The organism is Variovorax sp. OK605, assembly GCF_900115445.1.
Lineage (GTDB): Bacteria > Pseudomonadota > Gammaproteobacteria > Burkholderiales > Burkholderiaceae_C > Variovorax.
Map to the genome: position 1 here is coordinate 1 of NZ_FOWL01000019.1, position 24411 is coordinate 24411.

The following is a 24411-nucleotide window of genomic DNA, read 5'->3' on the forward strand; positions in this document are numbered from 1 at the left end:
TGCTCGTGCGGCTTGACCCTATAACTTTGATCAGTCTGATCAAGGTGTTATGCCAAGTTGACGCATTCAAAATAATTCGCCAAAAGCTGATTCCAAACTCTATGAATTCGTTTGATTGATCACTTGATCAGTCAGACAACCCTTTATGCCTGATGACCATAGCGAGTTGGTACCACTCCTTCCCATCCCGAACAGGACAGTGAAACGACTCAGCGCCGATGATAGTGCGGGTTCCCGTGTGAAAGTAGGTCATCGTCAGGCTCTTACAGCCCAGAAAACCCCAGTCAGCATTGACTGGGGTTTTTTGCTTTGCGGGTACGGAAGCGAAAATAGAAGTGCATTGGAAATGGCGACAGGCCAATAACCAAACCGCACAACCAATAAAAAAGCCCGATGGACCATCCATCGGGCTTTTTTAGTTTGGAGCAACCGGCTAAATATCAGTGCCCAAGCCAATCCTTGAGCTCATCCGCATGTTCCTCTTCATCAGCAAGGATGTCCTCGAGCATGCGGCGGGTGGTCGGATCCTTGTCGCCGATCAGCGAGATCATCTGGCGGTACGACTCCACTGCAATGCGCTCCGCGATGAGGTTGGCGCGGACCATCGCCTGCAGGTCGGTCGATTCGTCATAGGAAGCGTGGCTGCGCTCCTGCAGGTGCGAAGGCGCAAAGTCGGGCTCACCACCCAGCTGCACGATGCGTTCGGCAATGCGGTCGGCGTGCCCCGACTCTTCATTGGCATGCACCAGGAATTCGTCCGCAATGGCGGGTGACTCCACACCGTTGGCAGTGAAGTAGTGGCGCTTGTAGCGCAGCACGCAGACCAGCTCGGTCGCCAGCGCGTCGTTCAGCAGCTTGACCACGTCGTCGCGCCAGGGGCCGTAGCTCGGCGTGACGGCGCCTTCGTCGAGGCTGTTGCGGGCGGCATCCAGGCCGCTCTGGTCGAGCACCAAGTGCTTGTGCTCCTGGGTTGCCTTGGAAGAAGAAACATCGGCTTTCATGGTGGGTCCTTTCGTGGGGGACTGGAGGTCTTCTGCATCAACGTAGTGACGATGTCTGCCACGTCGGATGTCTTGAGCACCGCTGCCAGCACGGCCGTGGCCGACAACAGGCGCCACGGCTTGACGAGCACCACCACCGCCCCGGTGGCCGCGGCGATCGCCATGAGCTTGGCTGGCTCCTTGCGCGCGTAGCGCTCGAGCAGCGGACGAGCCAACTGCCCGGCCGCGTGCGCGGGATGGCGCTGCCACCAGCGTTCCACCACATTGCGGCCGACGGAGAGCCAAACGTTCCCGCTGCCTTGGCGCCGGCGCGGGATTGCGTCCGAAGAATCGTGGGCATATTCCAGATCGTCGTCGCTCTCGTCGTAAGAGGACGGGTCCGCCGCAGCTTGGCGTGCGTACTCGCGGTCGTCCGCGCCGCCGTGAAGCTGTCGCACCAGCGCCCGACGAGAAAGAGACAGGCGCTGCTGTGGGGTCATAGGCGCCCGCTCAGCGCTGACCATGGTGACCTCCGGCTTCGTGCAAGGCTTGGAGGTCCGCGTCGAGTTGCGCACGCAGGTCGTCGAAACCGTGAGCGACATTCGGGCGCGCGGCGTACCAAGCGCAGATTGCCGCGATCACCACGGCAACGCCAGGCACGATCACCAGCACCCAGTGAAAGCTGCCGTGCAGCACACCGAGCAGCACGGCCACGCCGATGAGGCCCAGGGCCAGCATGGCGCTCGCTGCCGCCAGCACGCCCGCGACGATGCGGGCAACAATGCCGCGCCCCGCATGCGCAGTTTCCTGGCGGACGAGAGCGGCGTAATTGGCTAAGTGGTCAGCGACGAGTTCCGGATGCCCGAGCACCGTGGAAAAAATCGGATGAAGCATGGTGCCGGGAATCGGTGGAACAACAGGAACTCAGCGGATCAGTAGTCGTCCCGGCTGCGGCGGCTGGCCAGCACGATGAGCGCGGTGATGGCAGCGCCGGCAGCGGCCGCGATGAGCACCGAGCGCACCGGTTGGTCGGAGATGTAGCGGCCCGTCACGTCTGCGGCGGCCTCGAGGCGGCGTTGCGCGCGTGCGCTGGTGGTCGATGCTGCGTCCAGGCCGCGCTGAACAGCTTGCTGCACGCGGGCGGCCAGTTGTTCGACGGCCGGTTCTGCGTCACGGCGCAGTTCGCGGACCTTTTCGCCCGCCGCATTCACCGCGTTCTGTGCATAGGCGCGCGTGGATTCGACTGCTTCGTTGGCGGTCTGGCGTGCCTCGTCGGCGAGTTGCGAAGGGGTCTTGGTCGTGTTCATGTGAAAGTCCTTTACGGGAAGATGAAATGCGGGAGCCTGTTGATCGTAACGACGCTACTTGCGTCGTAGCAAGCCGGCAAGGAAGCTGGCAATCGCAAGGATGGCGAAGATCACGAAAAGGATCTTGGCGATGCCCACCGCGCTGGCGGCGATGCCGCTGAAGCCGAGCAACGCGGCGATCAGCGCAATGACCAGGAACACCACTGCGTAATGCAACATGCGGATCTCCTTCGAGGCTGCCCTCGTTGTGGTGAAGAAAAGGCCCTTCCGCCACCCCTTGCGGGGAGAACCGGATGGCACAGGTGCAACCTTAAATGGGGGCCTGCATGGGACCTGTCAGCGGTCGGGCGCGGGGTGCGTAGGAGATGGCCGAGTCACCCGGCACCAGGGTGTGCAGAAGTGCCGCGACCCTTGGCGACAGGGGCTGCGGGGCCGCGACAGGCAAGCGATCAGGCCGGCTTGACCACCGGCAGCATCGCACTCAGGCGCGTGCCCTTGCCGGGCGTGGACGCCACCGTGAGCTTGCCGCGCGCCGCCTCCACCCGGTGGCGCATGCCCGCCAGGCCGTGCGTGGACGGCCGCATGCGCTGCGTGTCGAAGCCCTTGCCGTTGTCCGCCACTTCCACGATCACGTGGTTCTCGTAGTTCTTCATCACGATGGTGGCTTCGCTCGCTTCGGCGTACTTGCCGATGTTGGTCAGGCTCTCCTGCACCATGCGGTAGATGGTGAGCTGGCGCGATTCGTCCATGGTCACCGGTTCCAGCGCCATCTCGATCTGCAGGCCCGAGCGCTCGGCGAACTCGCGGCCCAGGATCTCCAGCGACGCCACCAGCCCCAGGTTCGACAACGACGACGGCCGCAGGTCCTCGATGATGCGGCGCTTCAGCGCGATGCCGCTGTTCAGCAGCTCGGTCAAGTGCTGCAGCCGCTGGATCGCGTCGGGCGCGTCGGCCAGCCGCGACTTCAGGCGCGCCACATCGAGCTTGGCCGCAGTCAGCAGCGAGCCCAGTTCGTCGTGCAGTTCGCGCGCGAGGTAGCCGCGCTCGGTTTCGCGCACGTCCTGCAGGTGGGTGGCCAGCTCGGCCAGCGAGGCGGTGCGCTCGCGCACCTCGTCTTCGAGCGCATTGCGTTCGCGCTGCAGCGTCTCCTGCTGGCGTTCGCCGACCGAGCGCAGCGCGTGCGTCTGGCGCAGGTACAGGAAGAAGGCGATCAGCGCCGCCAGCGCGACGATGGCGGTGCCCACGCGCGCCAGTTGCAGCGAATGCAGCACCTGCCCCTGGCTCTCGTGCAGCGTGGTGTTGCTGATCTTCACCAGCTCGCCCGCGGTCGAGCGGATGGCGTCCATCTCCTCGCGGCCTACGTCGGTGGTGATCACGAACTTCCAGGCGTCTTCCTTGCCGTCCTGGCGCAGCCGCACGCTCATGTCCATCTCGGCCACCTTGCGCAGCACGTGCTTCGACAGCTCGGCCAGTTGCGTGAGTTCGGCGGGGCGACCGATATACAGCCGGCGCAGCGTGGCCAGATGGCCGTCGACCTGCTTGACCGCGTCGTCGTAGGGTTGCCTGTAGCTGACCTCGCCGGTCAGCAGGTAGCCTCGCTGTCCGGTCTCGGCGTCCAGCATGTTCTGCAGGATCTGGTTGAGCGCACCGCGAACCTGCTGTGCCTCGTCGATGTCGGCCAGGGCGCGGCTGGACTGCCGGTAGCCGGCCTCGTTGATGCCGACCAGCGCCAGCGCGGCCAGTGCCGCGAGCAGCAGGCTCACGGCCATTTTTGGAGGTGCTAACCAGTGCATGAAACTTTCAAGGATGCTTGCTGTGCAAGATCGTGAATAATTGACAACATTCAGGGACCCGGCATGTTGCGACCCGCATGTCCGCAACACAACGACGAAAGTAACAGATGATCAAAATTGGAATTGTGGACGACCACGCCATCGTGCGATCGGGCCTCCGGCAGTTCTTCTCCGAGCACGTGGACCTGCGCGTGGCGGGTGAAGCTGCCAGCGGGCGCGAAGCCATCGAACTGGTGCGCACCACGGAGCTGGACGTGCTGGTCATGGACCTTTCGATGCCCGGGCAAAGCGGTATCGACGCGCTCGCCATGATCCGCGCCAAGGCGCCGGACGTGGGCATCCTGATCCTGAGCGGCTATCCGGAAGAGCACTACGCGATGAACCTGATCCGTCAGGGCGCGAGCGGCTACCTCAACAAGGAATGCGATCCGATCGAGATCGTCAACGCCATCCGCACCATCTCGCTGGGCCGGCGCTACATCACGCCCGCCGTGGCCGAACTGCTGGCCCGCCAGCTCGACCGCAAGGACGACGCCGCACCGCACGAGCAGCTCTCGGAGCGCGAATTCCAGGTGTTCCTGAAGCTGGCCAAGGGCGAGACCGCCGGCGACATCGCCAAGACGCTGTCGCTGTCCGTGAAGACCGTGAGCACCTATCGCACGCGCCTGATGGAGAAGATGAACCTGTCCTCCAACAGCGACCTGACGTACTACGCGCTGAAGAACAAGCTGATCGATTGAGATCGGCCGGGCGGCAGGGGCAGGGGAGAGGCCCGGTGCGGCCTCTTCCCCGGCCGGCAGCCATCGCCTCGGGTCAGGAGCGCAATGCCCTGGCCTGCACGAGGCAGAAGTCGACCAGCGCGTCGATTTCGTTCGACTTGTCGAACACCGCGTCAACCCCGAACTCGGCGCAGCGGCGGCGGATGTCCGGTGTCGCATAGTTGCTGAGCACCACCACCTTCTGTGCCGGCTTGCGCTCCTGGCAGGCCTGGAGAATGCCCAGCCCGCTGCCCTGCTTGAGAAACAGGTCGACGATGACCAGGTCCCACTCGCCACCGTGGTCGCCGAGCCATGCGCGAGCGACGTTCTCGGTCTCGGCGAAACCGACGACCGTGGTACAGGTGAGCTCTTCCAGAGTGCCAATGAGGTTTTCACGGATCGTGAGGTTGTCTTCGACGACGTATGTCTGCAATCTGGAATCCATGCCGAACCGCGCTTCCTCTGTCGTTGGCAGGTGCATTCGCAGCGTCCCCGCATGGAAATGCCTGCACATGGACATTGAGGCCTTCCTGTTGCGCATCATGCAATCTTCGTGGGCCGCATGTTGTAGGCGGGTTCCGACGCATGCCCTTGCAAAGCGACTTCCGTAGGCAATGCCTCACGGTTTGTGCGGTGCATCGCCGACTCGGTGCAAGTGATTGAACGGTTAACAAGGACACCATGGCAACGAACACTCTCCGCACCCGGCCAGGCGCCTGGCCGCTATGGCAGAAGCTCCTGGCAGCGGTGGTGCTGCTGTTCGCGGCATTGGTCATCGGGCTGATCTTTTTCCCCTGGGACGTGCTTCGCGAGCCGCTGAACCGCTACGTCAGCGAGAAGACCGGGCGCAAGTTCGAGATCACGCGCAGGCTGGACGTCGGCCTCGGCTGGCGGCAGGCCACCGTGAAATTCGACGGCATCGAATTCGCCAACCCTTCCTGGGCACGCGACCCGTACTTGGTGAAGGCCGACCGCGCCGAGTTCGACATCCGCATCTGGCCACTGATCGCCAGCAAGATCGTGATCCCGCACCTGGCGCTGGTCTCGCCCACGGTGGGCTTGCAGATGGAAGCCGACGGCCGCCGCACCTGGGCGCTGGGCAAGGACACCTCCGACTCCGGAACGGTGCCCGACATCGGCCTGATCGAGATCGACACCGGGGCGGTCGACTTCCTCGCCAAGCACCTGGGCGTCGACATCCATGCCGACCTGAGCTACGACACCGGCCGCGGCGAGATGCCGCTCGACTACCGCATGAAGGGCCGCTACAAGGGTCAGCCGCTGACCGCCAGCGGGCGCGCGGGCAACGTGCTGCAGATCAACGCCAAGGGCGCGCCACCGTTCCCGATGGAGATCAACGCCGCCGCCGGCCAGACCAAGCTCAAGGCCGCCGGCACCGTGGCCGCGCTGTCGGACCTCGACGGCATCGACGCCACCTTCGAGATCAAGGGCCAGACCCTGGGCGCGCTGTTCCCGCTGCTGGGCATCGCGCTGCCGCAGACCTCGCCCTACGCGCTGAGCGGCAAGCTGGGCAAGCGCGGCAAGCTCTGGGAGGCCAATGGCCTGAAGGGCAAGCTGGGCCTCTCCGATATTTCCGGCGACATGAAATTCGACCAGGCCGGCAAGCTGCCGCACCTCGCGGGCAAGCTGCGGTCACGGGTCATGGACATGGACGACCTCGGTCCGCTGATCGGCCTGCCGCCCACGGCGCGCACGGCCAACACCATCGAGGGCGTGGCGCCGCCGCCGACCGTCACGCAGGTCAAGCGCCCGGGCGGCAAGGTGCTGCCCACCGCACCGCTGGACTTCGAGCGCCTGCGCGCCATGAACGCCGACGTCAAATACACGGCCGACAAGATCCAGAACGTGCGCGACATCCCGTTGGACAGCGGCAGCGTGCAGGTCAAGCTCGACAACGGCGTGCTCACGCTCGATCCGCTCGACCTGGGCGTGGCGGGTGGCAAGCTGGGCGGCGCGATCCGCATCGATGCCTCGAAGAATCCGGCGGACATCCGCGCCTCGCTCGACGTGCGCGCCATGAAGCTGGCCCGCCTCATCCCGAAGCTGGAGACCACGGGCAACAGCGTGGGGCGGCTGGACGGCCGCATCAACCTGTCGGGCTCGGGCAGCACCGTGGCCAACTGGCTGGGCGGCGTGTCGGGCGACGTGGCGATCATTTCGGGGCGCGGGCAGTTCGGCAACCTGCTGCCGGTGTTCGCGACGCTGGTGGGCGGCGACATCATCAAGTTCCTGCTGCGCGGCGACCGCAACGTCGAGTTGCGTTGCGCGGCCATCGCCTTCGACGTCAACAAGGGCCTGATGACCGGGCGCACGCTGGTGTTGGACACCACCAACGCGCTGTTCACGGCCACTGGGCAGGCCAACCTCGCCACCGAGTCGCTGGACTTCGTGGTCCGCCCGGAGCCCAAGAGCAAGAACATCCTGTCGATCCGCACGCCGCTGGTGGTGAGCGGCACCTTCGGCGCGCCGAAGGGCGGCGTGCAGATTGGACCCTTGGCCGAACGCGGCCTGGCGGCGCTGGCGCTGGGTGCCATCAATCCGCTGCTGGCTTTGGCCGCGACCATCGAGAACGGCCCGGGTGCGGACGCCGATTGCAAGGGCGTGCTGTCGGACGCGAACAGGCCCACGGCCGGCGCGGCGGCCAACGGCGCCGCCCGTGCCAAGGGTGCGAAGCAGCCTTGAGAAGCTTGAGAAACTTCAGACGCCCGGGCGTTGCGCGCAGACGCTGCAGTGCGGGTCGCGCGCCACGCGCAGCGTGTCGAACGAGGTGCTGCGCCCGTCGAACATCAGCAGCTTGCCTGCCAGCGACGGGCCGATGCCGGCCAGCAGCTTGAGCGCCTCGCTGGCCTGCAGCGTGCCGATGGTGCCCACCACGGGGCCGAACACGCCCAGCACCGCGCAACGCGTTTCCTCGAAGTCCGCGTCGGGCGGGAACAGGCAGGCGTAGCAGGGGGAGGCCGCATCGCGCGTGTCGTACACGCTCAGTTGCCCGTCGAAGCGGATCGCCGCGCCCGCCACCAGCGGCCTGGCATGCGCCACGCAGGCCTGGTTCACCGCCTGGCGGGTAACGAAGTTGTCGCAGCAGTCGACCACCACATCGGCCGCGGCGACCAGGCGCGACAGCAGCGCCTCGTCCGCGCGCACGGCGTGGGTCTCGACGGAAATCTGGGGATTGATGTCGCGCATGGCCTGCGCGGCGGACTCGACCTTGGCCAGCCCGACGCGCGCTTGCGTGTGGGCGACCTGGCGCTGGAGGTTGGTGAGATCGACCTCGTCGTCGTCGACCAGCGTGATGTGGCCGACCCCCGCTGCCGCGAGGTACAAGGCCACCGGCGAGCCCAGCCCGCCGGCGCCGATGACGAGAACCCGTCCGGCACTGACGCGCTCCTGCCCGTCGATGCCGAATTCCTCCAGAAGGATGTGGCGCGAGTAGCGCAGCAGCTCGCTATCTTCCATGCGCCACCGGATCAGTTTTCCTTCTTCTCTTCCTTGTTCTCGACGATCACCTGAGTCTTGCTGACCAGCACGGGCTGGCCCTTCAGGCGGTTGAGCGCCTGCACCAGCGGGAAGTCCTTGTCGGTGCCGAACTCGGGTGTCTTGCGGTCCTGCGGCGGCTTCTTGGCTTCTTCCTCGAGGCGCTTGCGGGCTTCGTCGCGGGCCTTTTCGCGTTCCGGGTCCTTGACTTCGGGGCCCTGGCCGCTGGCCAGGTGCTTCTCGAGGTCGGCCTCGCGCATGCGCAGGGCGGCGAACGGGCTGCCTTCGGCGCTTTCGTCGACCAGCACGTTGGGCACGATGCCCTTGGCCTGGATCGAGGTGCCGCTCGGCGTGTAGTAGCGCGCCGTGGTGATCTTCAGGCCGGTGTCGGGGCCGAGCGGGCGCACCGTCTGCACCGAGCCCTTGCCGAAGGTCTGGCTGCCCATGATGGTGGCGCGCTTGTGGTCCTGCAGTGCGCCGGCCACGATTTCGCTGGCCGAGGCCGAGCCTTCGTTCACCAGCACCACCAGCGGCACGTTCTTCAGCGCGGCAGGCAGGCTGCGCAGCGGGTCGCTGCCCGAACGGCGCTGGTAGAACTCCGGCGCCGCCTTGTAGACCGACTTGCTTTCGGCCAGTTGGCCGTCGGTGGTGACCACCGTGACGTTCTCCGGCAGGAAGGCCGACGACACCGCCACCGCCGCGTCGAGCAGGCCGCCCGGGTCGTTGCGCAGGTCGAGCACCAGGCCCTTCAGGTTCGGGTCTTCCTTGTACAGCTCGTCGATCTTCTTCACGAAGTCGTCGACGGTGCGTTCCTGGAACTGCGACAGGCGGATCCAGCCGTAGCCCGGCTCGATCATCTTGCCGCGTACCGACTGCGTGCGGATCTCTTCGCGCGTGATCGTCACGGGGAAGGTGCGGCTCTCGTCCTTGCGGAAGATGGTCAGCAGCACCTTGGTGTTGGCTTCGCCGCGCATGCGCTTGACCGCCTCGTTCAGCGACAGGCCGCGCACGGCGGTGTCGTCGATCTTGGTGATCAGGTCATTGGGCTTCAGGCCGGCGCGGAACGCCGGGGAGCCTTCGATGGGCGAGACGACCTTGATCAGGCCGTCTTCCTGCGAAATCTCGATGCCCACGCCGACGAACCGGCCGGTGGTGCCTTCCCGGAATTCCTTGAAGGACTTCTTGTCGAAGTACTGGGAATGCGGGTCGAGGCCGGCAACCATGCCGGAAATCGCGTCGGAGATGAGTTTTTTCTCGTCGACCGGCTCGACGTAGTCGCTCTTGACCATGCCGAAGACGGCAGCGAGCTGCTGCAATTCCTCGAGTGGCAGGGGCGCAAGCGAGCCGCGTGCGACTGTCTGCAGTGAAACGGTGGTCAGGACGCCTGCAACGGCGCCGGCGGCGACCCAGCCGGTGATCTTCAATTTCTGGCCCATCATGAGTGCTTGTCCTTGTCGGCGGCTGTCGAACCAATATACACAGCTTGGAAGCAATTTGCCTGCCGGGGTTCCACGAAGTGGCCGGCAGAAAGGGGTTTCTTCAGCCTTTACCTTGCGAAGCCACCGCGGCGGCGGCCTGTTCGGCAGCCGCGGCATCGCCGAGGTAGTAGTGGCGCAGGGGCTTCAGGTCGTCGTCGAGCTCGTAGACCAGCGGAATGCCGTTCGGGATGTTCAACCCGACGATGGCGTCGTCCGAGATGCCGTCCAGATACTTCACCAGCGCGCGGATCGAGTTGCCGTGGGCCGCCACCACCAGGCGGCGCCCGGTGCGGATGGCCGGTGCCATCGATTCGTTCCAGAACGGCAGCACGCGCGCGACCGTGTCCTTCAGGCATTCGGTCAGCGGGATCTGCTCGGGCGCCAGCTTGGCGTAGCGCACGTCGCCGCGCTCGCTGCGCGGGTCGTCCGCTTCCAGCGGCGGGGGCGGGGTGCCGTAGCTGCGGCGCCACACCAGCACCTGCTCGTCGCCGTACTTCTTGGCGGTCTCGGCCTTGTTCAGGCCCTGCAGGCCACCGTAGTGGCGTTCGTTCAGGCGCCACGAGTGCACCACCGGCAGCCAGGTGCGGTCGAGTTCGTCGAGCGTGTGCCACAGGGTGCGGGTGGCGCGCTTGAGCACGCTCGTGTAGGCGACGTCGAAGTCGTAGCCCTCGGCCTTGAGCAGCCGGCCGGCCTGCTTGGCCTGCTCCACGCCGGTCTCGGTCAGGTCGACATCGGTCCATCCAGTGAAGCGGTTTTCGAGATTCCAGGTGGATTCGCCGTGACGGATCAGTACCAGTTTGTGCATGAGGGAGGCCTTTGGCTGCGCTTGCGAAACCTCGCATTCTAAAATCCCCGGTTTGCCATTCAAGGAACCCCCGTGAAATTGATCGAATTCGTCACCGCGAACTGGATGCTGATCCTGATCGCGCTCAGCTCGGGAGCCATGCTGGCCTGGCCGCTGGTGCGGGGGGCGAGCGGCGGAACGCTCACGGCCCAGGGTGCCGTGCAGCTCATCAACCGCGAGCGCGCGGTGCTGGTCGACGTGCGCGAACCCGAGGAGTTCGCCACCGGCCACATGATCGGCGCGAAGAACGTGCCGCTGGCCCTGCTCGAGGAAAAGCTGGCCACCACCGTGAAGAACAAGAACGTGCCGCTGCTGCTGGTCTGCGCCACTGGCGCGCGCGCCCAGCGCGCCGTGGCCACTGCCAAGAAGCTCGGTTACGAGCAGGCCCAAGCCGTGGCCGGCGGACTCAAGGCCTGGAAAGACGCTAACCTGCCGGTTGAAAAAGCCTGAGTCTTCCCAAGGTAGAGAGCATGCAAGCCGTCAAGATGTACACCACCGCCGTCTGCCCGTACTGCACCCGTGCAAAGCAGATCCTGAAGTCCAAGGGTGTCGAGCAGATCGAAGAGATCCGCATCGACAGCGACCCGCAAGCGCGCGCCGCGATGATGGAGATCACCCAGCGCCGCACGGTGCCGCAGATATTCATCGGCGACACGCACGTCGGCGGCTGCGACGACCTGATCGCGCTGGACGGCCGCGGCGGCCTCGTCCCGCTGCTGCAGGCCGCCTGAAACACAAAGCAACCGGCGTCACGGGAGTGGTCCGGTCGCCGGGCGATAATCTTCAGCTCTTCCATCTGCAGCCCGCTGCGGGAACCTCTCCCCGGCGGGCATTGTTTTGATCCTCGAAAGTTCAGCCATGGCCGACCAGCAAGCCCAAGATCCCGTTTTCCAGATCCAGCGCGTCTACCTCAAGGACCTGTCGCTCGAGCAGCCCAATTCGCCCGCGATCCTGCTGGAACAAGAGCAGCCCACCGTCGACATCCAGCTCGGCGTGGACGCCCAGCCAGTCGCTGAAGGCATCTTCGAGATCACCGTGTCGGCCACTGTGCAGACCAAGATCCAGGACAAGACGGTGTTCCTGGTCGAAGCCAAGCAAGCCGGCATCTTCGAGATCCGCCACCTGCCCGAAGAGCAGATGGGCGCCATCCTCGGCATCGCCTGCCCGCAAATCGTGTACCCCTACCTGCGCGGCAACGTGGCCGACGTGATCCAGCGCGGCGGCTTCCCGCCTGTGCACCTCGCCGAAATCAACTTCCAGGCGATGTACGAACAGCAGCAAGCGCAGGCCGCCGGCCAGGCCGCTCCGACCCTCGCGCAGTAAACCGGCACGACGACGCCAACGCCGATGAAGATCTGCGTTCATGGCGCCGGTGCCTGGGGCACGGCCGTCGCAGTCAACGCGGCGGCCCGCCACGAGGTCACGCTCTGGGCGCGCGACGCCGCCCAGGCCGACGCCATGTCGGCCGCGCGTGAAAACACCCGCTACCTTCCCGGGCTGGCCCTGCCGGCCTCGCTTGCCGTGCGCGCGGGCGACATCGCCCTGGCGCAGGCCGGTGCCGACCTCGTCATCGTGGCCACCCCCATGGCGGCCCTGCGCGAACAGCTCGTCGCACTGCGCGGCACCACCGCGCAGGTGGCCTGGCTGTGCAAGGGCGTCGAGCCCGCGCTCGACACCTCCCCCGCATCCTTCGGCCTGCTTGCCCACGAGATATGGGCGCAGGTTGCTCCCGATTTGAGAGCGGGCGTGCTCAGCGGCCCCAGCTTCGCGCAAGAGGTCGCCGAAGGGCGCCCGACCGCGCTGGTGGCCGCCAGCCCGCACGCCAGCGTGCGCGACGCACTGGTCGACGCCTTCCACGGGCCCGCGCTGCGCGTCTACGCCAACGAGGACATCGTGGGCGTGGAAGTGGGCGGCGCGGTGAAGAACGTGCTCGCCATCGCCACCGGCCTGTGCGACGGCCTGGCGCTGGGCCTGAACGCCCGCGCGGCGCTCATCACCCGCGGCCTGGCCGAAATGACCCGCTTCGGCCTTGCGCTGGGTGCCCGCGCCGAGACCTTCATGGGCCTTTCGGGCCTGGGCGACCTGGTGCTGACCTCCACCGGCGACCTGTCGCGCAACCGCAAGGTCGGCCTGCTGCTGGCCCAGGGCCGCACGCTGGCCCAGGCCGTCGATTCGCTGGGCCACGTGGCCGAAGGCGTGTACTGCGCCCGCACCGTGGTGCAGCGCGCGCGCGGCCTCGGCATCGAGATGCCGATCGCCGAAGGCGTGGTCGCGCTGCTCGACGGCCGCGTGAGCCCGCAGGACGCCGTGGCCGCGCTGACCGGCCGCGACCCGGTGCCGGAATCGGTCCCGCCCGGCGCCGCGGCGGCTTCCCCTCGTCAATCCCCTTAAGAAATACAGAGACAAAGAGCGCCATGAGCCTTCGCTTTGATTTTTCAGCGTCGGCCGTGGCCGCGCTGGCCCTGTCCGACGCCACCCGCGCCCTGCAGGAAGACGTCGCCGACGGCGACCTCACCGCATCGCTGGTCGATGCCGACCGCACCGCCCGCGCCCGTGTGCTGGCGCGCGAAGCCGCCGTGGTGTGCGGCGCGCCCTGGGTCGAGGCCACGCTGCGGCAGCTCGACCCGAACGTGCGCATCCGGTGGCTCTGCGCCGAAGGCGAGCGCTGCGCGGCCGACCAGGCCGTGCTCGAGATCGAAGGCGCCGCCCGCGCGCTGCTGACGGCCGAGCGCACCTCGCTCAACTTCCTGCAGCTGCTCAGCGCGGTGGCCACCAAGACCGCGCTTTATTCCGACGCCGTTCGCGGCACGCGCGCGCGCATCGTCGACACGCGCAAGACCATTCCCGGCCTGCGCCTGGCGCAGAAGTACGCGGTGCGCACCGGCGGCGGCCTGAACCACCGCATCGGCCTGTACGACGCGGTGCTCATCAAGGAAAACCACATCGCCGCGGCCGGCGGCGTCGCTGCCGCCCTGCGCGCCGTGGCGCCGGTGGCGTCGCAGGCGGCCTTCGTTGAGGTCGAGGTCGAAACCCTGGCCCAGCTGCACGAGGCGCTGGAGGCCGGTGCGCGCATGGTGCTGCTCGACAACATGGACCTGCCCACGCTGCGCGAAGCCGTGCGCATCAACGACGCGGCAGGCGACGAACGCAAGGCCGTGCTCGAGATCTCGGGCGGCGTGACGCTCGACGGCCTGCGCGCCCTGGCCGAGACCGGTGTCGATCGCATCTCGGTCGGCGCGCTGACCAAGGACGTGAAGGCCATCGACTACTCGATGCGCTTCCAGTAAGAAAAAAAGAAGAAGAACTTTCCCCCATGACGACCGCTTCCGTCATCGACGTCGACTACGAACAGCCCGCCGACGCGCAGGCCGGCTCCGTCTGCGACACCCGCCACGCCTGGGCGCGCGTGCCGCCCGAGCCGTCACCCGACGAACGCACCGCGCTGAAAGAGCGCATCCGCCGCCTGCTGCGCGAACGCAATGCGGTGATGGTGTCGCACTTCTACGTGCATCCCGACCTGCAGGACCTGGCCGAGGAGACCGGCGGCATCGTGAGCGACTCGCTCGAAATGGCGCGCTTCGGCCGCGACCATGCCGCGCAGACGCTGGTGGTGTCGGGCGTACGCTTCATGGGCGAGACCTCGAAGATCCTGTCGCCCGAAAAGCGCGTGCTGATGCCCGACCTCGACGCGAACTGCTCGCTCGACCTGGGCTGCCCGGTCGAGCAGTTCAGCGCCTTCTGCGACCAGCACCCCGACCGCACCGTGGTGGTCTACGCCAACACCAGCGCGGCCGTGAAGGCGCGCGCCGACTGGCTCGTCACTTCGAGCTGCGCGCTCGACGTGGTGAACGCGCTGCACGCGGCGGGGCAGAAGATCCTCTGGGGCCCCGACCGCCACCTGGGCGACTACATCCAGCGCCAGACCGGCGCGGACATGGTGAGCTGGAACGGCGCCTGCATCGTGCACGACGAGTTCAAGGCGCTCGAGCTCGAGCTGCTCATGAAAGACCACCCCAAGGCCAAGGTGCTGGTGCACCCGGAGTCGCCGTCGGACGTCATTGCGCTGGCCCACGCGGTGGGTTCCACCTCGGCCATCCTGAACGCCGCGCAGCGCATGGACGCCACCGAATTCATCGTTGCCACCGACACCGGCATGCTGCACAAGCTGCGCACGCTGAACCCCGGCAAGACCTTCATCGAAGCGCCCACGGCCGGCAACGGCGGCACCTGCAAGAGCTGCGCGCATTGCCCGTGGATGGCGATGAACGGGCTGGTGGAGCTGGCGAACGCGCTGGAGACCGGCGCGGGCGAGATCCACGTCGACCCGGCGCTGGGTGTGCGGGCGCGCGTGCCGATCGACCGCATGCTGGCGTTCACGGCCGGGTTGAAGAACGGGCAGGCGCCGGGCACGCTGGTCGCAGGCATCGGCGCCGCCTGAGGTGTTGTTCCCTCTCCCTCTGGGAGAGGGTCAGGGTGAGGGCAGGGGCCTCGCAACATCGCGCAGCGCTGATCGCCGCTCTCCCTCACCCCAGCCCTCTCCCCAAGGGGAGAGGGAGCAAGATCAGAACTCCACGGTGCAGCTGTCCCCCAGCGCCTCGCGCCACACCCGCACCCGCGCCAGCGATTCCCGCAGATCCGGCAGCGCATCCGCAATGAACACGCACAGGTTCTCCAGCGTCGGCGGGTGCAGCCCCGGCACGTCGTCCAGCAGGTGATGGTCGAGCTGCTCGCGCACGTCGTCCAGGCGACGGCGCAGCAAGCCCAGGTCGATCACCATGCCCGTCTCGGGATCGCGTTCGCCCGTGAGCCACACCTCCGCGTGGTAGGTGTGGCCGTGGATACGGCGGCTGCCTTGGACTTCGATCTCGCGCTTCAGCGTGTGGGCGGCGTCGAAGAAAAAGCGTTGGCTGATGGTGAATCGCATCTTCAGGAAACTCAGGGAAAAAAGGTCAGCCGCCTCAGCGGATTCCGGTGATCTTGTGGGTCTGCACGCTCAGGCGCCATGCGGGCTGGCGCATGCATTCGGCAATGCACAGCTCGGTGTTCGCCAGCCGGTCGGGCCCGTCCATCGGCTGCAGGAAACGGTGCGTGAACTCGCCGGTGCGCGCCATCGTGTCCAGGTCGAACGCGGTCTGCGGCCACACCAGCTTCAGCTCCTGGCCGCGCTGCTGCACCCACGGCGCGCCGGCCTTGGGGCTGATGCACAGCCAGTCGATGCCCTCGGGCGCCTCGATGGTGCCGTTGCTCTCGACCGCAATGCGAAAGCGCCGCGCATGGAGCGCGTCGACCAGCGCCGCATCCACCTGCAGCAGCGGCTCGCCACCGGTCAGCACCACCAGGCGGTGGTCGGCATCGCTCGCCGGCCATTGCGCGGCGATGGTGTCGGCCAGCAGCTCGGCGGTCTTGAACTTGCCGCCCAGCGTGCCGTCGGTGCCGACGAAATCGGTGTCGCAGAAACGGCAGACGGCGGTGTCGCGGTCGCTCTCGCGGCCGCTCCACAGGTTGCAGCCGGCGAAGCGGCAGAACACCGCCGGCATGCCGGCCTGGCCGCCTTCGCCCTGCAGGGTGTAGAAGATTTCCTTGACGCTGTAGCTCATAAGACGCTCACGAGGCCGACACGGCCTCGATCTCCAGGTTGTCGATCAGCCGCGTGCTGCCCAGGCGCGCGGCGGCCAGTGCCACGAGCGGCTCGCCCTGCGAGCCGGGCGTGGGTTCCCGCAGGTCGGCGCGGCGTCGCAGCACCAGATAGTCCGGTTGCCAGCCGCGCTGCGCCAGCGTCTGCATGGCCCGCGCCTCGATCGCGGCCAGGTCGGTCTCGCCCGCGCGCACCGCCTCGGCCATGGCCCGGAGTGCCTTCGACAGCTGCACCGCCTCGGCGCGCTCTTCCTTGCTCAGGTAGCCGTTGCGCGACGACAGTGCCAGGCCGTCGTCGGCGCGGAAGGTCTCGCTGCCGGCGATCTCGATGGGCAGCGCGAACTGCCGCACCATGTGGCGGATCGTCATGAGCTGTTGGTAGTCCTTCTTGCCGAACACCGCCACGCGCGGCTGCACGCACTGGAAGAGCTTCATCACCACCGTGCACACGCCGATGAAGAAGCCGGGCCGGAAGTGCCCTTCGAGCATGTCGGCCAGCGCCGGGTCGGGGTGCACCTTGCAGGTCTGGGGCTCGGGGTAGAGCACTTTCTCGGTGGGCGCGAACAGCACGTCGCAGCCGGCCGCGCGCAGCTTCTCGCAGTCGCTGTCCCAGGTGCGCGGGTAGGTGTCAAAGTCTTCGTGCGGCAGGAACTGCAGCCGGTTCACGAAGATGCTGGCGACTGTGGCGTCGCCCAGCGTCCGGGCCTGCCTGATGAGCGCGATGTGGCCGTCGTGCAGGTTGCCCATGGTGGGCACGAAGGCGGGGCGCTTGCTGGCGGACAGGCGCCCGCGCAGTTCTTCGATGGTGGTGGCGATGTACATGGGAGTGGGTTCCTTGGGTCCTTACCAGGCGTGGAGCCGGTCGTCGGGAAAGCTGCCGTCCTTGACGGCCCGCACATAGGCCTGCAGCGCGGGCAGCACGCCCGGCGCATCGGCCATGAAGTTGCGCACGAACCTCGGCATCTTCCCGAGGTTGATGCCCAGCATGTCGTGCAACACCAGCACCTGGCCGGCGGTGGCCCGGCCGGCCCCGATGCCGATGGTGGCGCAGTGTTTCAGTTCGGCCGTGAGCTCGGCGGCCAGCGCGGCCGGCACCATCTCCAACACCAGCATGGCGGCGCCCGCGTCCTGCAGCGCACGGGCCTGCTGCCTGAGCAGCGCGCCGGCCTCGTCGCCCTTGCCCTGCACGCGGTAGCCGCCCAGCGCGTGCACCGTCTGCGGCGTCAGGCCGAGGTGGGCGCACACCGGAATGCCGCGCTCTACCAGGAAGCGCACCGTGTCGGTGGTCCAGCCGCCGCCTTCGAGCTTGACCATGTGCGCGCCGGCCTGCATCAGCACCGTGGCGCTGCGCAGCGCCTGCTCGCGCGACTCCTGGTAGCTGCCGAAGGGCAGGTCGGCAATGAGCCAGGCCGTGCCCTGCACGCGGCGCAGGCCGCGCGACACGCTGTCGGTGTGGTAGCGCATGGCCTCCAGGCTCACGCCCACCGTGCTGTTCAGGCCCTGGCAGACCATGCCGAGCGAGTCGCCGACCAGCAGGCAGTCGATGCCGGCCGCGTCGGCCATGGCCGCGAAGGTGGCGTCGTAGGCCGTGAGCATGGCGATCTTCTCGCCGCGCGCATGCATGTCGGCCAGGCGCGGCAGGCTCACGGGCTTGCGCGCCGCGGGCTGCGATACCGGCGGCAGCGTGCCGTAGGGCGAGGCCGATGGTGTTTCGGAGGGCGGGGTCGGGGTCAGGGTCGGGGTCGGGGTGTTCGACATGGTTGGGTTTCTCCCTGCGGGCGTCGGTGGCCGGGCATCCTTGAGTGAAAAACGGGAACGGGTGGGTCGATCAGCTGGCCGGCGGCGCCAGCACCGTGGGTGCTGTCGGCTCGGCGAGCGATGGATAGTCGCGGCTGAAATGCAGGCCACGGCTCTCGTGGCGGGCCTGCGCGGAGCGCACGATCAGCTCGGCCACCTGCACCAGGTTACGCAGTTCGAGCAGGTCGCGCGTGACGTGGAAGTTCGCGTAGAACTCCTGGATCTCGGCCTGCAGCAGCGCGATGCGATGGCTCGCGCGCTCCAGGCGCTTGTTGGTGCGCACGATGCCGACGTAGTCCCACATGAAGCGGCGCAGCTCGTCCCAGTTGTGGGAGATGACCACGGCCTCGTCGGCGTCGGTGACGCGGCTGTCGTCCCAGGCGGGCAGCGCGGCGCTCTCGCGCGCCGGCGCTTCGGCAATGGCGCTGGCCGCGGCGCGCGCGAACACCATGCACTCGACCAGCGAGTTGCTGGCCAGCCGGTTGGCGCCGTGCAGGCCCGTGCAGGCGGTCTCGCCGATGGCGTACAGGCCCGGGATGTCGGTGCGCCCGCTCAGGTCGCTGAGCACGCCGCCGCAGGTGTAGTGCGCGGCCGGCACCACGGGAATGGGCTCGCGCGTGATGTCGATGCCCAGCTCCAGGCAGCGCGCCAGGATGTTCGGAAAGTGTTCCTTCAGGAACGCGGCCGGCTGGTGCGAGATGTCGAGGTGCACGCAGTCCAGGCCGTGCTTCTTCATCTCGAAGTCGATGGCACGCGCCACCACGTCGCGCGGCGCGAGTTCGGCGCGCGCGTCGTGCGTGGGCATGAAGCGCGTGCCGCCGGCCGACTCGGGCAGCTTGAGCAGGCCGCCTTCGCCGCGCACCGCCTCGCTGATCAGGAACGACTTGGCATGCGGGTGGTACAGGCAGGTCGGGTGGAACTGGATGAACTCCATGTTCGACACCCGGCAGCCCGCGCGCCAGGCGGCGGCAATGCCGTCGCCGGTGGCGGTGTCGGGGTTGGTGGTGTACAGGTACACCTTGCCCGCGCCGCCCGTCGCCAGGATGGTGTGGGGCGCGCGGAAGGCCAGCACCTCGTCGGTCTCGTCGTCCAGCGCGTACAGGCCCATGCAGGCGGGGTCGCCGAGGCCGAGCTTGGTGCCCGTGACCAGGTCGACCAGCGTGTGGTGCTCGAACAGCGTGATGTTCGGCGTGCGGCGCACGCGCTCGATCAGCACCTGCTGCACCGCCGCGCCGGTGGCGTCGGTCACGTGCACGATGCGGCGCTGGCTGTGGCCGCCTTCGCGCGTCAGGTGCAGGCCGCCGTCTTCTTCAGAAAACGGCACGCCCAGCTCGCGCAGCCAGCCGATGGCCTCGGGCGCATGCTCGACCACGAAGCGCGTGGCCTCGGGGTCGCACAGGCCGGCGCCGGCCACCAGCGTGTCTTCGACGTGCGCGTCGAAGCTGTCGCCCGCCGCCAGCACCGCCGCGATGCCGCCCTGCGCCCAGGCGCTGGAGCCGTCGTTCAGCGCGCGCTTGGTCAGCACGGCCACGCGGTGCGTGGGGGCCAGGTGCAGCGCGGCCGACAGGCCGGCCAGACCGCTGCCGACGATGAGAACGTCGAAGTCGCGCACGGCTGAATTCACGGGGGGCAGGGACCGGTTGGATCAGGCCGGCGCGTAGGCCAGCCGGACGTAGATGGGGGCGAAGGCTTCCGCCTGCGTGATGTCGATCAGCGTCTCCTTCGCGAGCTCCAGCATCGCGATGAAGGTGACGATCAGCACCTGTGAGCCACGCGACGGGTCGAACAGCTTCTCGAACTCGACGAAGCGCTGCCCCTGCAGGTGGCGCAGCACGATGCTCATGTGCTCGCGCACGTTGAGCTCCTCGCGCGAGATCTTGTGGTGCTGCACGAGCTTGGCGCGCTTCATGATGTCGGCCCACGCGTCGCGCAGTTCGACCACGTCCACCTCGGGGAAGCGCGGCTTGAGCGACTGCTCGATGTAGACCTGCGCCTTCCAGAAGTCGCGCCCGTAGGTCGGCAGGGCGCTGATGGAGGCGGCCTGCAGCTTGGTCTGCTCGTACTCCATCAGGCGGCGAACCAGCTCGGCGCGCGGGTCTTCGGCCTCTTCGCCGTCGGCCACCTTCTTGGGCGGCAGCAGCATGCGCGACTTGATCTCGATCAGCATCGCGGCCATCAGCAGGTACTCGGCCGCCAGTTCCAGGTTGGTCTGGCGGATCTCGTCGACGTAGCTCAGGTACTGCCGCGTGAGCCCCGCCATCGGGATGTCGAGGATGTTGAAGTTCTGCTTGCGGATCAGGTACAGCAGCAAGTCCAGCGGGCCTTCGAAGGCCTCGAGGAACACCTGCAACGCCTCGGGCGGGATGTACAGGTCCTTCGGCATCGCGAACAGCGGCTCGCCATAGAGCCTCGCGAGCGCGACCTGGTCGACCACGTCGGGCATGGCGACCGTCAGCGTGCCGTTGTCCTCTTCGCCGCTCATTGGGTGTGCGCTATCAATTCAATAGCGACCGGCGTAATGCGGACGGGCGTGTCCTGCCAATTCGGCATCGACAGATTACTTGGATTGCGTCTGGTAGACGTAGGGCTGCATCGGCACGCGGGCTTCGCTGTACTCCTCGAGCAGGCTGCGGTCGAGGTGCTTGTCCCAGAGCAGGGCGCGGCCGGCGCGTTGCTCGGCTTCCAGCGTGGGCTTCTTTTCCTTCATCTGTTCGATGAAGTTGGTGATCTCGGAAGAGTAGTGGGGGCGATGGAAGATGGACATAGACTGGACCTTTATGGCGCGAATTTTACCGGGGACGGCATGACGCAACGGCGAGGGTGGCAGATCGGCATGGCAACGGCGTTTCTGGCGGCGGTCATCGGCCTTGCCGCATGCGACTCCAGGAACATTCGCGAGCTCGAGGAAGGCGTCTCCACCGAGGCCGACGTGCGCGCCCGTTTCGGCCCGCCCGAGAACATCTGGGACGGCCCCGACCAGGGCCGCGTGTTCGAGTACAACCGCCAGCCCGCGGGCCAGAAGAACTACATGATCACCATCGGCGCCGACGGCAAGATGAGCGCGCTGCGCCAGGTGCTCACGCCCGAGAACTTCGCCAGGGTGAAGCCCGGCCTGATGATGGAAGACCTGCGCAAGCTGCTCGGCAAGCCCGCCAAGGTCACGCCCTATGCGCTCAAGCGCGAGACCGAATGGGAATGGCGCTGGGTGCAGCCGCCGAATTCGCCGATGGTCTTCACCGCGACGCTGAACGACGACCAGCGCGTGGTGCGCAGCGGCTCCTCGCCCGACCGCGGCACCGAAGCGCCCTGAATTCCACCGGAGCCCCGCCCGCGCCGCGCCTCACTTGCGCAGCTTGTGGATCAGGAAGGCCTCCAGCAACTCCACCGCCTTGCGTCCCGGCAGCGGCACCGTGGCGAGCCACACCTCGGAGTCGGGCAGCGACGGCATGCCTTCCTTCGCGCCCAGGATCTTCAGCCGCTTCGAAATGGTGGCCTCGCGGAACACGCCCACCGCAATGCCCGCGCGCACGGCCGCCTCCAGCCCGGTGACGCTGGTGCTCGTGTAGGCGATGCGCCAGGGAATGCCCGCCCGGTCGAGCGCGTGCGTGGCCCAGTCGCGCAGCATCGCGCCTTCGGGGTTGAGCGCCAGCGGCAGCGGGCGCTGCAGGTGCGTGGCGGAAGCCGCGGTCGAGGCCCACACGATGCGCGACTTCGTCAGCCGCAGCCCCTCGCCCGAACCCACCGCGCCCACGCCGATCACCATGTCGTAGCGCGCGCCCAGCTCCGCGTGCATCACCGACGACACGCCGTGGTGCAGCTCCACATGGATGCGCGGATGCTGCCGGCAGAACTCCGCGATGAGCACCGGCAGCACGCGCGTGGCGTAGTGCTCGATCGAGCCGATGCGGATGCTGCCCGACACCTCCGCCTTGTCGACGGCCTTGTCGACGTCGTGGAACAGCTGGTCGTTCAGGCCCAGCATCTGGCGCGCCAGCGGCAGCAGCTGCAGGCCCTCGGGCGTGGGTGCGAGCTGGCGCGTGCCGCGCGCCACCAGCTGCACGCCGAGCTGCTCCTCGAGCCGGCGCAGCTGCATGCTCACGGCCGACTGCGTGCGCGACAGCGCCTTGGCGGCGGTGGTGAAGCTGCCGATGCGCACCACCGTGTCGAACACGCGCAGCAGGTCGATGTCCACCGTGTGGCTGCGTGGTGTGGCCGGTGTGGCCGGTGTGCCCGGCGTGGCCAGTGTGTGGGGTGAAGCAAGGACGGAGCGGGCGTTCCTGGCGGGCATGCGCGTCTTTCGGGGAGGTTCTGTCATCAAGAAACGTGATGGAAGAGATCAGAAATCATCACGTTTCGCGCTGAATTGTGGGCCAAGAATCCACCTCACAACACAGCAACCGGAGACAAGACATGCCCGATCCGATGGTTTCCCTCCTGCGGCGGCGCCGCCTGCTGCAGGGCGCGCTGGCCGCCTCGGTCGCGCCGGCGCTGGCCTTGCCGTCATTGCCCGCGCATGCCGCCGCACCCTGGCCGCAGAAAGCCGTGCGCCTGGTCGTCGGCTTCCCGCCGGGCTCCTCGCCCGACGCGCTGGCCCGCACCGTGGCCGACCCGCTGGCGCAGGCGCTGGGCCAGCCGGTCATCGTCGAGAACAAGGTCGGCGCGGCCGGCACCATCGGCGTCAACGCCGTGGCCAAGGCCACCGACGGCCACACCATCGGCCTGACCGGCAACGGCCCGCTCACCACCGCCAAGGCGCTGAACCCCGCCACGCCCTACGACGTGGCGCACGACCTGCGCCCCGTCTCCCTGGTGGCCAGCAGCCCCTTCGTGCTCACCGGCAGCATGGGCATGCCCGCCACCGACCTGCGCGGCCTGCTGGCGTATGCCAAGGCCCAGGGCGACCGCCTGAGCTACGGCTCGGTCGGGCCCGGCTCGGGCTCGCACCTGGCCATGGAACTGCTGAAGGCGCTCACCGGTCTGCAGGCCGTGCACGTGCCGTTCCCCGGCTTCCCGCAGGTGGCGACGGCGCTCATGGGCCAGCAGATCGAGCTGTCTTTCATGATCCCGTCGATCGCCGCGCCGCAGGCGAAGAGCGGGCGGCTTCGGCTGTACGGCGTGAGCACCGCCACGCCGTTCGCGGCCTTTGCGCAGGTGCCGCCGATCCAGCCCGCGCTGGGCGCGGGCAAGGCCTTCGACGTCGCTTCGTGGAATGCGATCTTCGGCCCGGCCAGCATGCCGCAGCCGGTGGCGCAGCGGCTGTCCGACGAGATCGCGCGCATCCTGAAGGCGCCCGACACGCGCCAGCGCCTGTTCGACCAGGGCTGGCAGGCCATCGGCAGCGCGCCCGACGCGCTGGCCCGCAAGATCGCGGAAGACACGGCGATGTGGGGCGACGTCATCAAGCGCACCGGCGCGCGCAGCGAGTAGGGGCGCCGCATGAAACGCAGGAACCTCTTTGCTCGCGCGGTGGGTGCGGCAGGCGTGATGGGCCTCCCCGCCACCGGTCTCGTGCCGGCCCGCGCCGCCGGGCCCGCGCGCGCCAACCCGCCCTCGACCTTCGTGCTTGTGCACGGCGCCTGGCATGGCGGCTGGTGCTGGGCGCGCGTGGCCTCGCGGCTGCGCGCCGCCGGCCACGCGGTGTTCACGCCCACGCTCACCGGGCTGGGCGAGCGCCGCCACCTCATTTCGCCGCAGGTCAACCTCGACACGCACATCGACGACATCGTCAACCTGCTGCAGTTCGAGGAGCTCGAGCGCGTGGTGCTGGTGGGCCACAGCTACGCGGGCATCGTGATCTCCGGCGTGGCCGACCGCGCCGCCGCGCACCTGCGCCAGCTGGTGTACCTCGATTCGCTGCTGCTCGAACCCGGCAAGAGCCTGTTCTCCGACTTCCCGCCGGCGGTGGTCGAGCAGCGCCTGAAGGCCATCCGCGACACCGGCGGCGGCGTGGGCGCGGCGGCCGCCTTGCCGCCCGCGGCCTTCGGCGTGAAAGACCCGGCCGACGCGGCCTGGGTCGCGCGCCACCTCACGCCGCAGCCCGTGGGCACCTACCTGCAGCCGCTGCTGCTGAAGGCGCCGCTGGGCAACGGCCTGCCCAGGACCTACATCGAATGCACCGGCGACCCGATCGCCACGCTCGAGCCCACCAAGGCGCGCGTGCGCGCCGACGCCGGCTGGCAGCTGCGCACGCTGGCCACCGGCCACGACGCGATGGTCACCGCGCCCGGGCCGCTCGCCGATCTGCTGGCCGAGCTCGCAGCACCGACGTCTTCCGCGTCGCCGTCCTCCTCCTCCTTCTCGTCCTCTTCTTCCTCTTCCTGAAAGC

At 67.8% G+C, this 24411-nt stretch carries 29 protein-coding genes and 1 rRNA gene; 12 read left to right on the forward strand and 18 right to left on the reverse strand.

Features of this window, described 5'->3' with window-relative positions; translation table 11 throughout:
• The first annotated feature begins 148 nt into the window (after nucleotides 1-148).
• Nucleotides 149-261 (forward strand): 5S ribosomal RNA (rrf, locus tag BM013_RS33410).
• A 179-nt stretch (nucleotides 262-440) separates the two neighbouring features.
• Here the strand turns inward: rrf and BM013_RS33415 are convergent.
• From BM013_RS33415 to BM013_RS33440, 6 genes are all read right to left on the reverse strand, one after another.
• Nucleotides 441-1001 carry a ferritin-like domain-containing protein gene (locus BM013_RS33415; protein ID WP_093133210.1) on the reverse strand — a complete coding sequence of 187 codons (561 nt, stop codon included), beginning with the start codon at nucleotides 999-1001 and terminating at the stop codon, nucleotides 441-443.
• Nucleotides 998-1480 (reverse strand): hypothetical protein, encoded by a 483-nt coding sequence (locus BM013_RS33420; RefSeq protein ID WP_256221817.1) that lies wholly within the window; start codon nucleotides 1478-1480, stop codon nucleotides 998-1000. Before BM013_RS33420 ends, BM013_RS33415 begins: the two co-directional genes overlap by 4 nt.
• 10 nt (nucleotides 1481-1490) lie before the next feature.
• Entirely contained in the window at nucleotides 1491-1874 is a 384-nt protein-coding gene (locus BM013_RS33425; protein ID WP_093133215.1) for a phage holin family protein, read from the reverse strand.
• Between the two features lie 38 nt (nucleotides 1875-1912).
• A complete protein-coding gene (locus tag BM013_RS33430) occupies nucleotides 1913-2287 on the reverse strand; it encodes a hypothetical protein (protein ID WP_093133217.1) in 375 nt (124 codons plus the stop codon).
• A 54-nt stretch (nucleotides 2288-2341) separates the two neighbouring features.
• Complete coding sequence (locus tag BM013_RS33435; RefSeq protein ID WP_093133218.1) at nucleotides 2342-2506, reverse strand: DUF1328 domain-containing protein; 165 nt, start codon at nucleotides 2504-2506, stop codon at nucleotides 2342-2344.
• A 230-nt stretch (nucleotides 2507-2736) separates the two neighbouring features.
• Complete coding sequence (locus BM013_RS33440) at nucleotides 2737-4080, reverse strand: CHASE3 domain-containing protein (protein ID WP_371269106.1); 1344 nt, start codon at nucleotides 4078-4080, stop codon at nucleotides 2737-2739.
• Between the two features lie 107 nt (nucleotides 4081-4187).
• Between BM013_RS33440 and BM013_RS33445 the strand changes: the two genes are divergently transcribed.
• On the forward strand, nucleotides 4188-4820 hold the full coding sequence (locus BM013_RS33445) for a response regulator (protein WP_007837167.1): 633 nt from the start codon (nucleotides 4188-4190) through the stop codon (nucleotides 4818-4820).
• A gap of 73 nt (nucleotides 4821-4893) precedes the next feature.
• Here BM013_RS33445 and BM013_RS33450 read toward each other — a convergent pair whose 3' ends face one another.
• Nucleotides 4894-5283, reverse strand: coding sequence for a response regulator (locus tag BM013_RS33450; RefSeq protein WP_093133491.1), 390 nt, complete (start codon nucleotides 5281-5283; stop codon nucleotides 4894-4896).
• Nucleotides 5284-5519: 236 nt separating this feature from the next.
• Here BM013_RS33450 and BM013_RS33455 point away from each other — a divergent pair, with 236 nt between their 5' ends.
• Nucleotides 5520-7541, forward strand: coding sequence for an AsmA family protein (locus BM013_RS33455; protein WP_093133221.1), 2022 nt, complete (start codon nucleotides 5520-5522; stop codon nucleotides 7539-7541).
• 15 nt (nucleotides 7542-7556) lie between these two features.
• Here BM013_RS33455 and BM013_RS33460 read toward each other — a convergent pair whose 3' ends face one another.
• From BM013_RS33460 to gpmA, 3 genes are all read right to left on the reverse strand, one after another.
• On the reverse strand, nucleotides 7557-8315 hold the full coding sequence (locus BM013_RS33460; RefSeq protein WP_093133223.1) for a HesA/MoeB/ThiF family protein: 759 nt from the start codon (nucleotides 8313-8315) through the stop codon (nucleotides 7557-7559).
• Between the two features lie 11 nt (nucleotides 8316-8326).
• Complete coding sequence (locus tag BM013_RS33465; RefSeq protein ID WP_093133494.1) at nucleotides 8327-9769, reverse strand: S41 family peptidase; 1443 nt, start codon at nucleotides 9767-9769, stop codon at nucleotides 8327-8329.
• A gap of 103 nt (nucleotides 9770-9872) precedes the next feature.
• Entirely contained in the window at nucleotides 9873-10616 is a 744-nt protein-coding gene (gpmA, locus tag BM013_RS33470; protein WP_093133225.1) for a 2,3-diphosphoglycerate-dependent phosphoglycerate mutase, read from the reverse strand.
• A 105-nt stretch (nucleotides 10617-10721) separates the two neighbouring features.
• Between gpmA and BM013_RS33475 the strand changes: the two genes are divergently transcribed.
• The 6 genes from BM013_RS33475 (at nucleotide 10722) to nadA (ending at nucleotide 15093) form a co-directional block, all read left to right on the forward strand.
• Nucleotides 10722-11105: a rhodanese-like domain-containing protein gene (locus tag BM013_RS33475; protein WP_371269123.1), complete on the forward strand. Its 384-nt coding sequence runs from the start codon at nucleotides 10722-10724 to the stop codon at nucleotides 11103-11105.
• Nucleotides 11106-11125: 20 nt separating this feature from the next.
• Nucleotides 11126-11386: a glutaredoxin 3 gene (gene grxC / locus BM013_RS33480; protein ID WP_093133229.1), complete on the forward strand. Its 261-nt coding sequence runs from the start codon at nucleotides 11126-11128 to the stop codon at nucleotides 11384-11386.
• Between the two features lie 127 nt (nucleotides 11387-11513).
• Nucleotides 11514-11978 (forward strand): protein-export chaperone SecB, encoded by a 465-nt coding sequence (gene secB, locus BM013_RS33485; RefSeq protein WP_093133231.1) that lies wholly within the window; start codon nucleotides 11514-11516, stop codon nucleotides 11976-11978.
• Between the two features lie 24 nt (nucleotides 11979-12002).
• Entirely contained in the window at nucleotides 12003-13046 is a 1044-nt protein-coding gene (locus BM013_RS33490; RefSeq protein ID WP_093133233.1) for an NAD(P)H-dependent glycerol-3-phosphate dehydrogenase, read from the forward strand.
• Between the two features lie 23 nt (nucleotides 13047-13069).
• Entirely contained in the window at nucleotides 13070-13942 is an 873-nt protein-coding gene (gene nadC / locus BM013_RS33495; RefSeq protein WP_093133235.1) for a carboxylating nicotinate-nucleotide diphosphorylase, read from the forward strand.
• Between the two features lie 26 nt (nucleotides 13943-13968).
• Complete coding sequence (nadA, locus tag BM013_RS33500) at nucleotides 13969-15093, forward strand: quinolinate synthase NadA (protein WP_093133237.1); 1125 nt, start codon at nucleotides 13969-13971, stop codon at nucleotides 15091-15093.
• A 123-nt stretch (nucleotides 15094-15216) separates the two neighbouring features.
• Here nadA and BM013_RS33505 read toward each other — a convergent pair whose 3' ends face one another.
• The 7 genes from BM013_RS33505 to BM013_RS33535 all read right to left on the reverse strand — a co-directional run bounded on the left by BM013_RS33505 (nucleotide 15217) and on the right by BM013_RS33535 (nucleotide 20850).
• Nucleotides 15217-15579: a 6-pyruvoyl trahydropterin synthase family protein gene (locus BM013_RS33505; RefSeq protein ID WP_093133239.1), complete on the reverse strand. Its 363-nt coding sequence runs from the start codon at nucleotides 15577-15579 to the stop codon at nucleotides 15217-15219.
• Between the two features lie 34 nt (nucleotides 15580-15613).
• Nucleotides 15614-16252: a 7-carboxy-7-deazaguanine synthase gene (gene queE, locus BM013_RS33510; protein WP_093133241.1), complete on the reverse strand. Its 639-nt coding sequence runs from the start codon at nucleotides 16250-16252 to the stop codon at nucleotides 15614-15616.
• Between the two features lie 7 nt (nucleotides 16253-16259).
• A complete protein-coding gene (gene panC, locus BM013_RS33515) occupies nucleotides 16260-17111 on the reverse strand; it encodes a pantoate--beta-alanine ligase (protein WP_093133243.1) in 852 nt (283 codons plus the stop codon).
• 21 nt (nucleotides 17112-17132) lie between these two features.
• Nucleotides 17133-18047, reverse strand: a complete 915-nt coding sequence (gene panB / locus BM013_RS33520) for a 3-methyl-2-oxobutanoate hydroxymethyltransferase (protein ID WP_093133245.1) — start codon at nucleotides 18045-18047, stop codon at nucleotides 17133-17135.
• A gap of 70 nt (nucleotides 18048-18117) precedes the next feature.
• Entirely contained in the window at nucleotides 18118-19698 is a 1581-nt protein-coding gene (nadB, locus tag BM013_RS33525; protein WP_093133247.1) for an L-aspartate oxidase, read from the reverse strand.
• A gap of 33 nt (nucleotides 19699-19731) precedes the next feature.
• Nucleotides 19732-20568 carry a segregation and condensation protein A gene (locus tag BM013_RS33530; protein ID WP_093133249.1) on the reverse strand — a complete coding sequence of 279 codons (837 nt, stop codon included), beginning with the start codon at nucleotides 20566-20568 and terminating at the stop codon, nucleotides 19732-19734.
• Between the two features lie 75 nt (nucleotides 20569-20643).
• On the reverse strand, nucleotides 20644-20850 hold the full coding sequence (locus BM013_RS33535) for a DUF3460 family protein (RefSeq protein ID WP_093133251.1): 207 nt from the start codon (nucleotides 20848-20850) through the stop codon (nucleotides 20644-20646).
• A 69-nt stretch (nucleotides 20851-20919) separates the two neighbouring features.
• On the opposite strand from BM013_RS33535, the gene BM013_RS33540 reads away from it, so the two are divergent.
• Nucleotides 20920-21396 (forward strand): outer membrane protein assembly factor BamE, encoded by a 477-nt coding sequence (locus BM013_RS33540; protein ID WP_093133253.1) that lies wholly within the window; start codon nucleotides 20920-20922, stop codon nucleotides 21394-21396.
• A 30-nt stretch (nucleotides 21397-21426) separates the two neighbouring features.
• Here BM013_RS33540 and BM013_RS33545 read toward each other — a convergent pair whose 3' ends face one another.
• Nucleotides 21427-22374: a LysR family transcriptional regulator gene (locus BM013_RS33545; RefSeq protein WP_177225640.1), complete on the reverse strand. Its 948-nt coding sequence runs from the start codon at nucleotides 22372-22374 to the stop codon at nucleotides 21427-21429.
• Nucleotides 22375-22496: 122 nt separating this feature from the next.
• Here BM013_RS33545 and BM013_RS33550 point away from each other — a divergent pair, with 122 nt between their 5' ends.
• Both BM013_RS33550 and BM013_RS33555 read left to right on the forward strand, forming a co-directional pair.
• On the forward strand, nucleotides 22497-23513 hold the full coding sequence (locus BM013_RS33550) for a Bug family tripartite tricarboxylate transporter substrate binding protein (protein ID WP_177225641.1): 1017 nt from the start codon (nucleotides 22497-22499) through the stop codon (nucleotides 23511-23513).
• Nucleotides 23514-23522: 9 nt separating this feature from the next.
• Nucleotides 23523-24407 (forward strand): alpha/beta hydrolase, encoded by an 885-nt coding sequence (locus BM013_RS33555; RefSeq protein WP_093133257.1) that lies wholly within the window; start codon nucleotides 23523-23525, stop codon nucleotides 24405-24407.
• Nucleotides 24408-24411 lie beyond the last annotated feature (4 nt).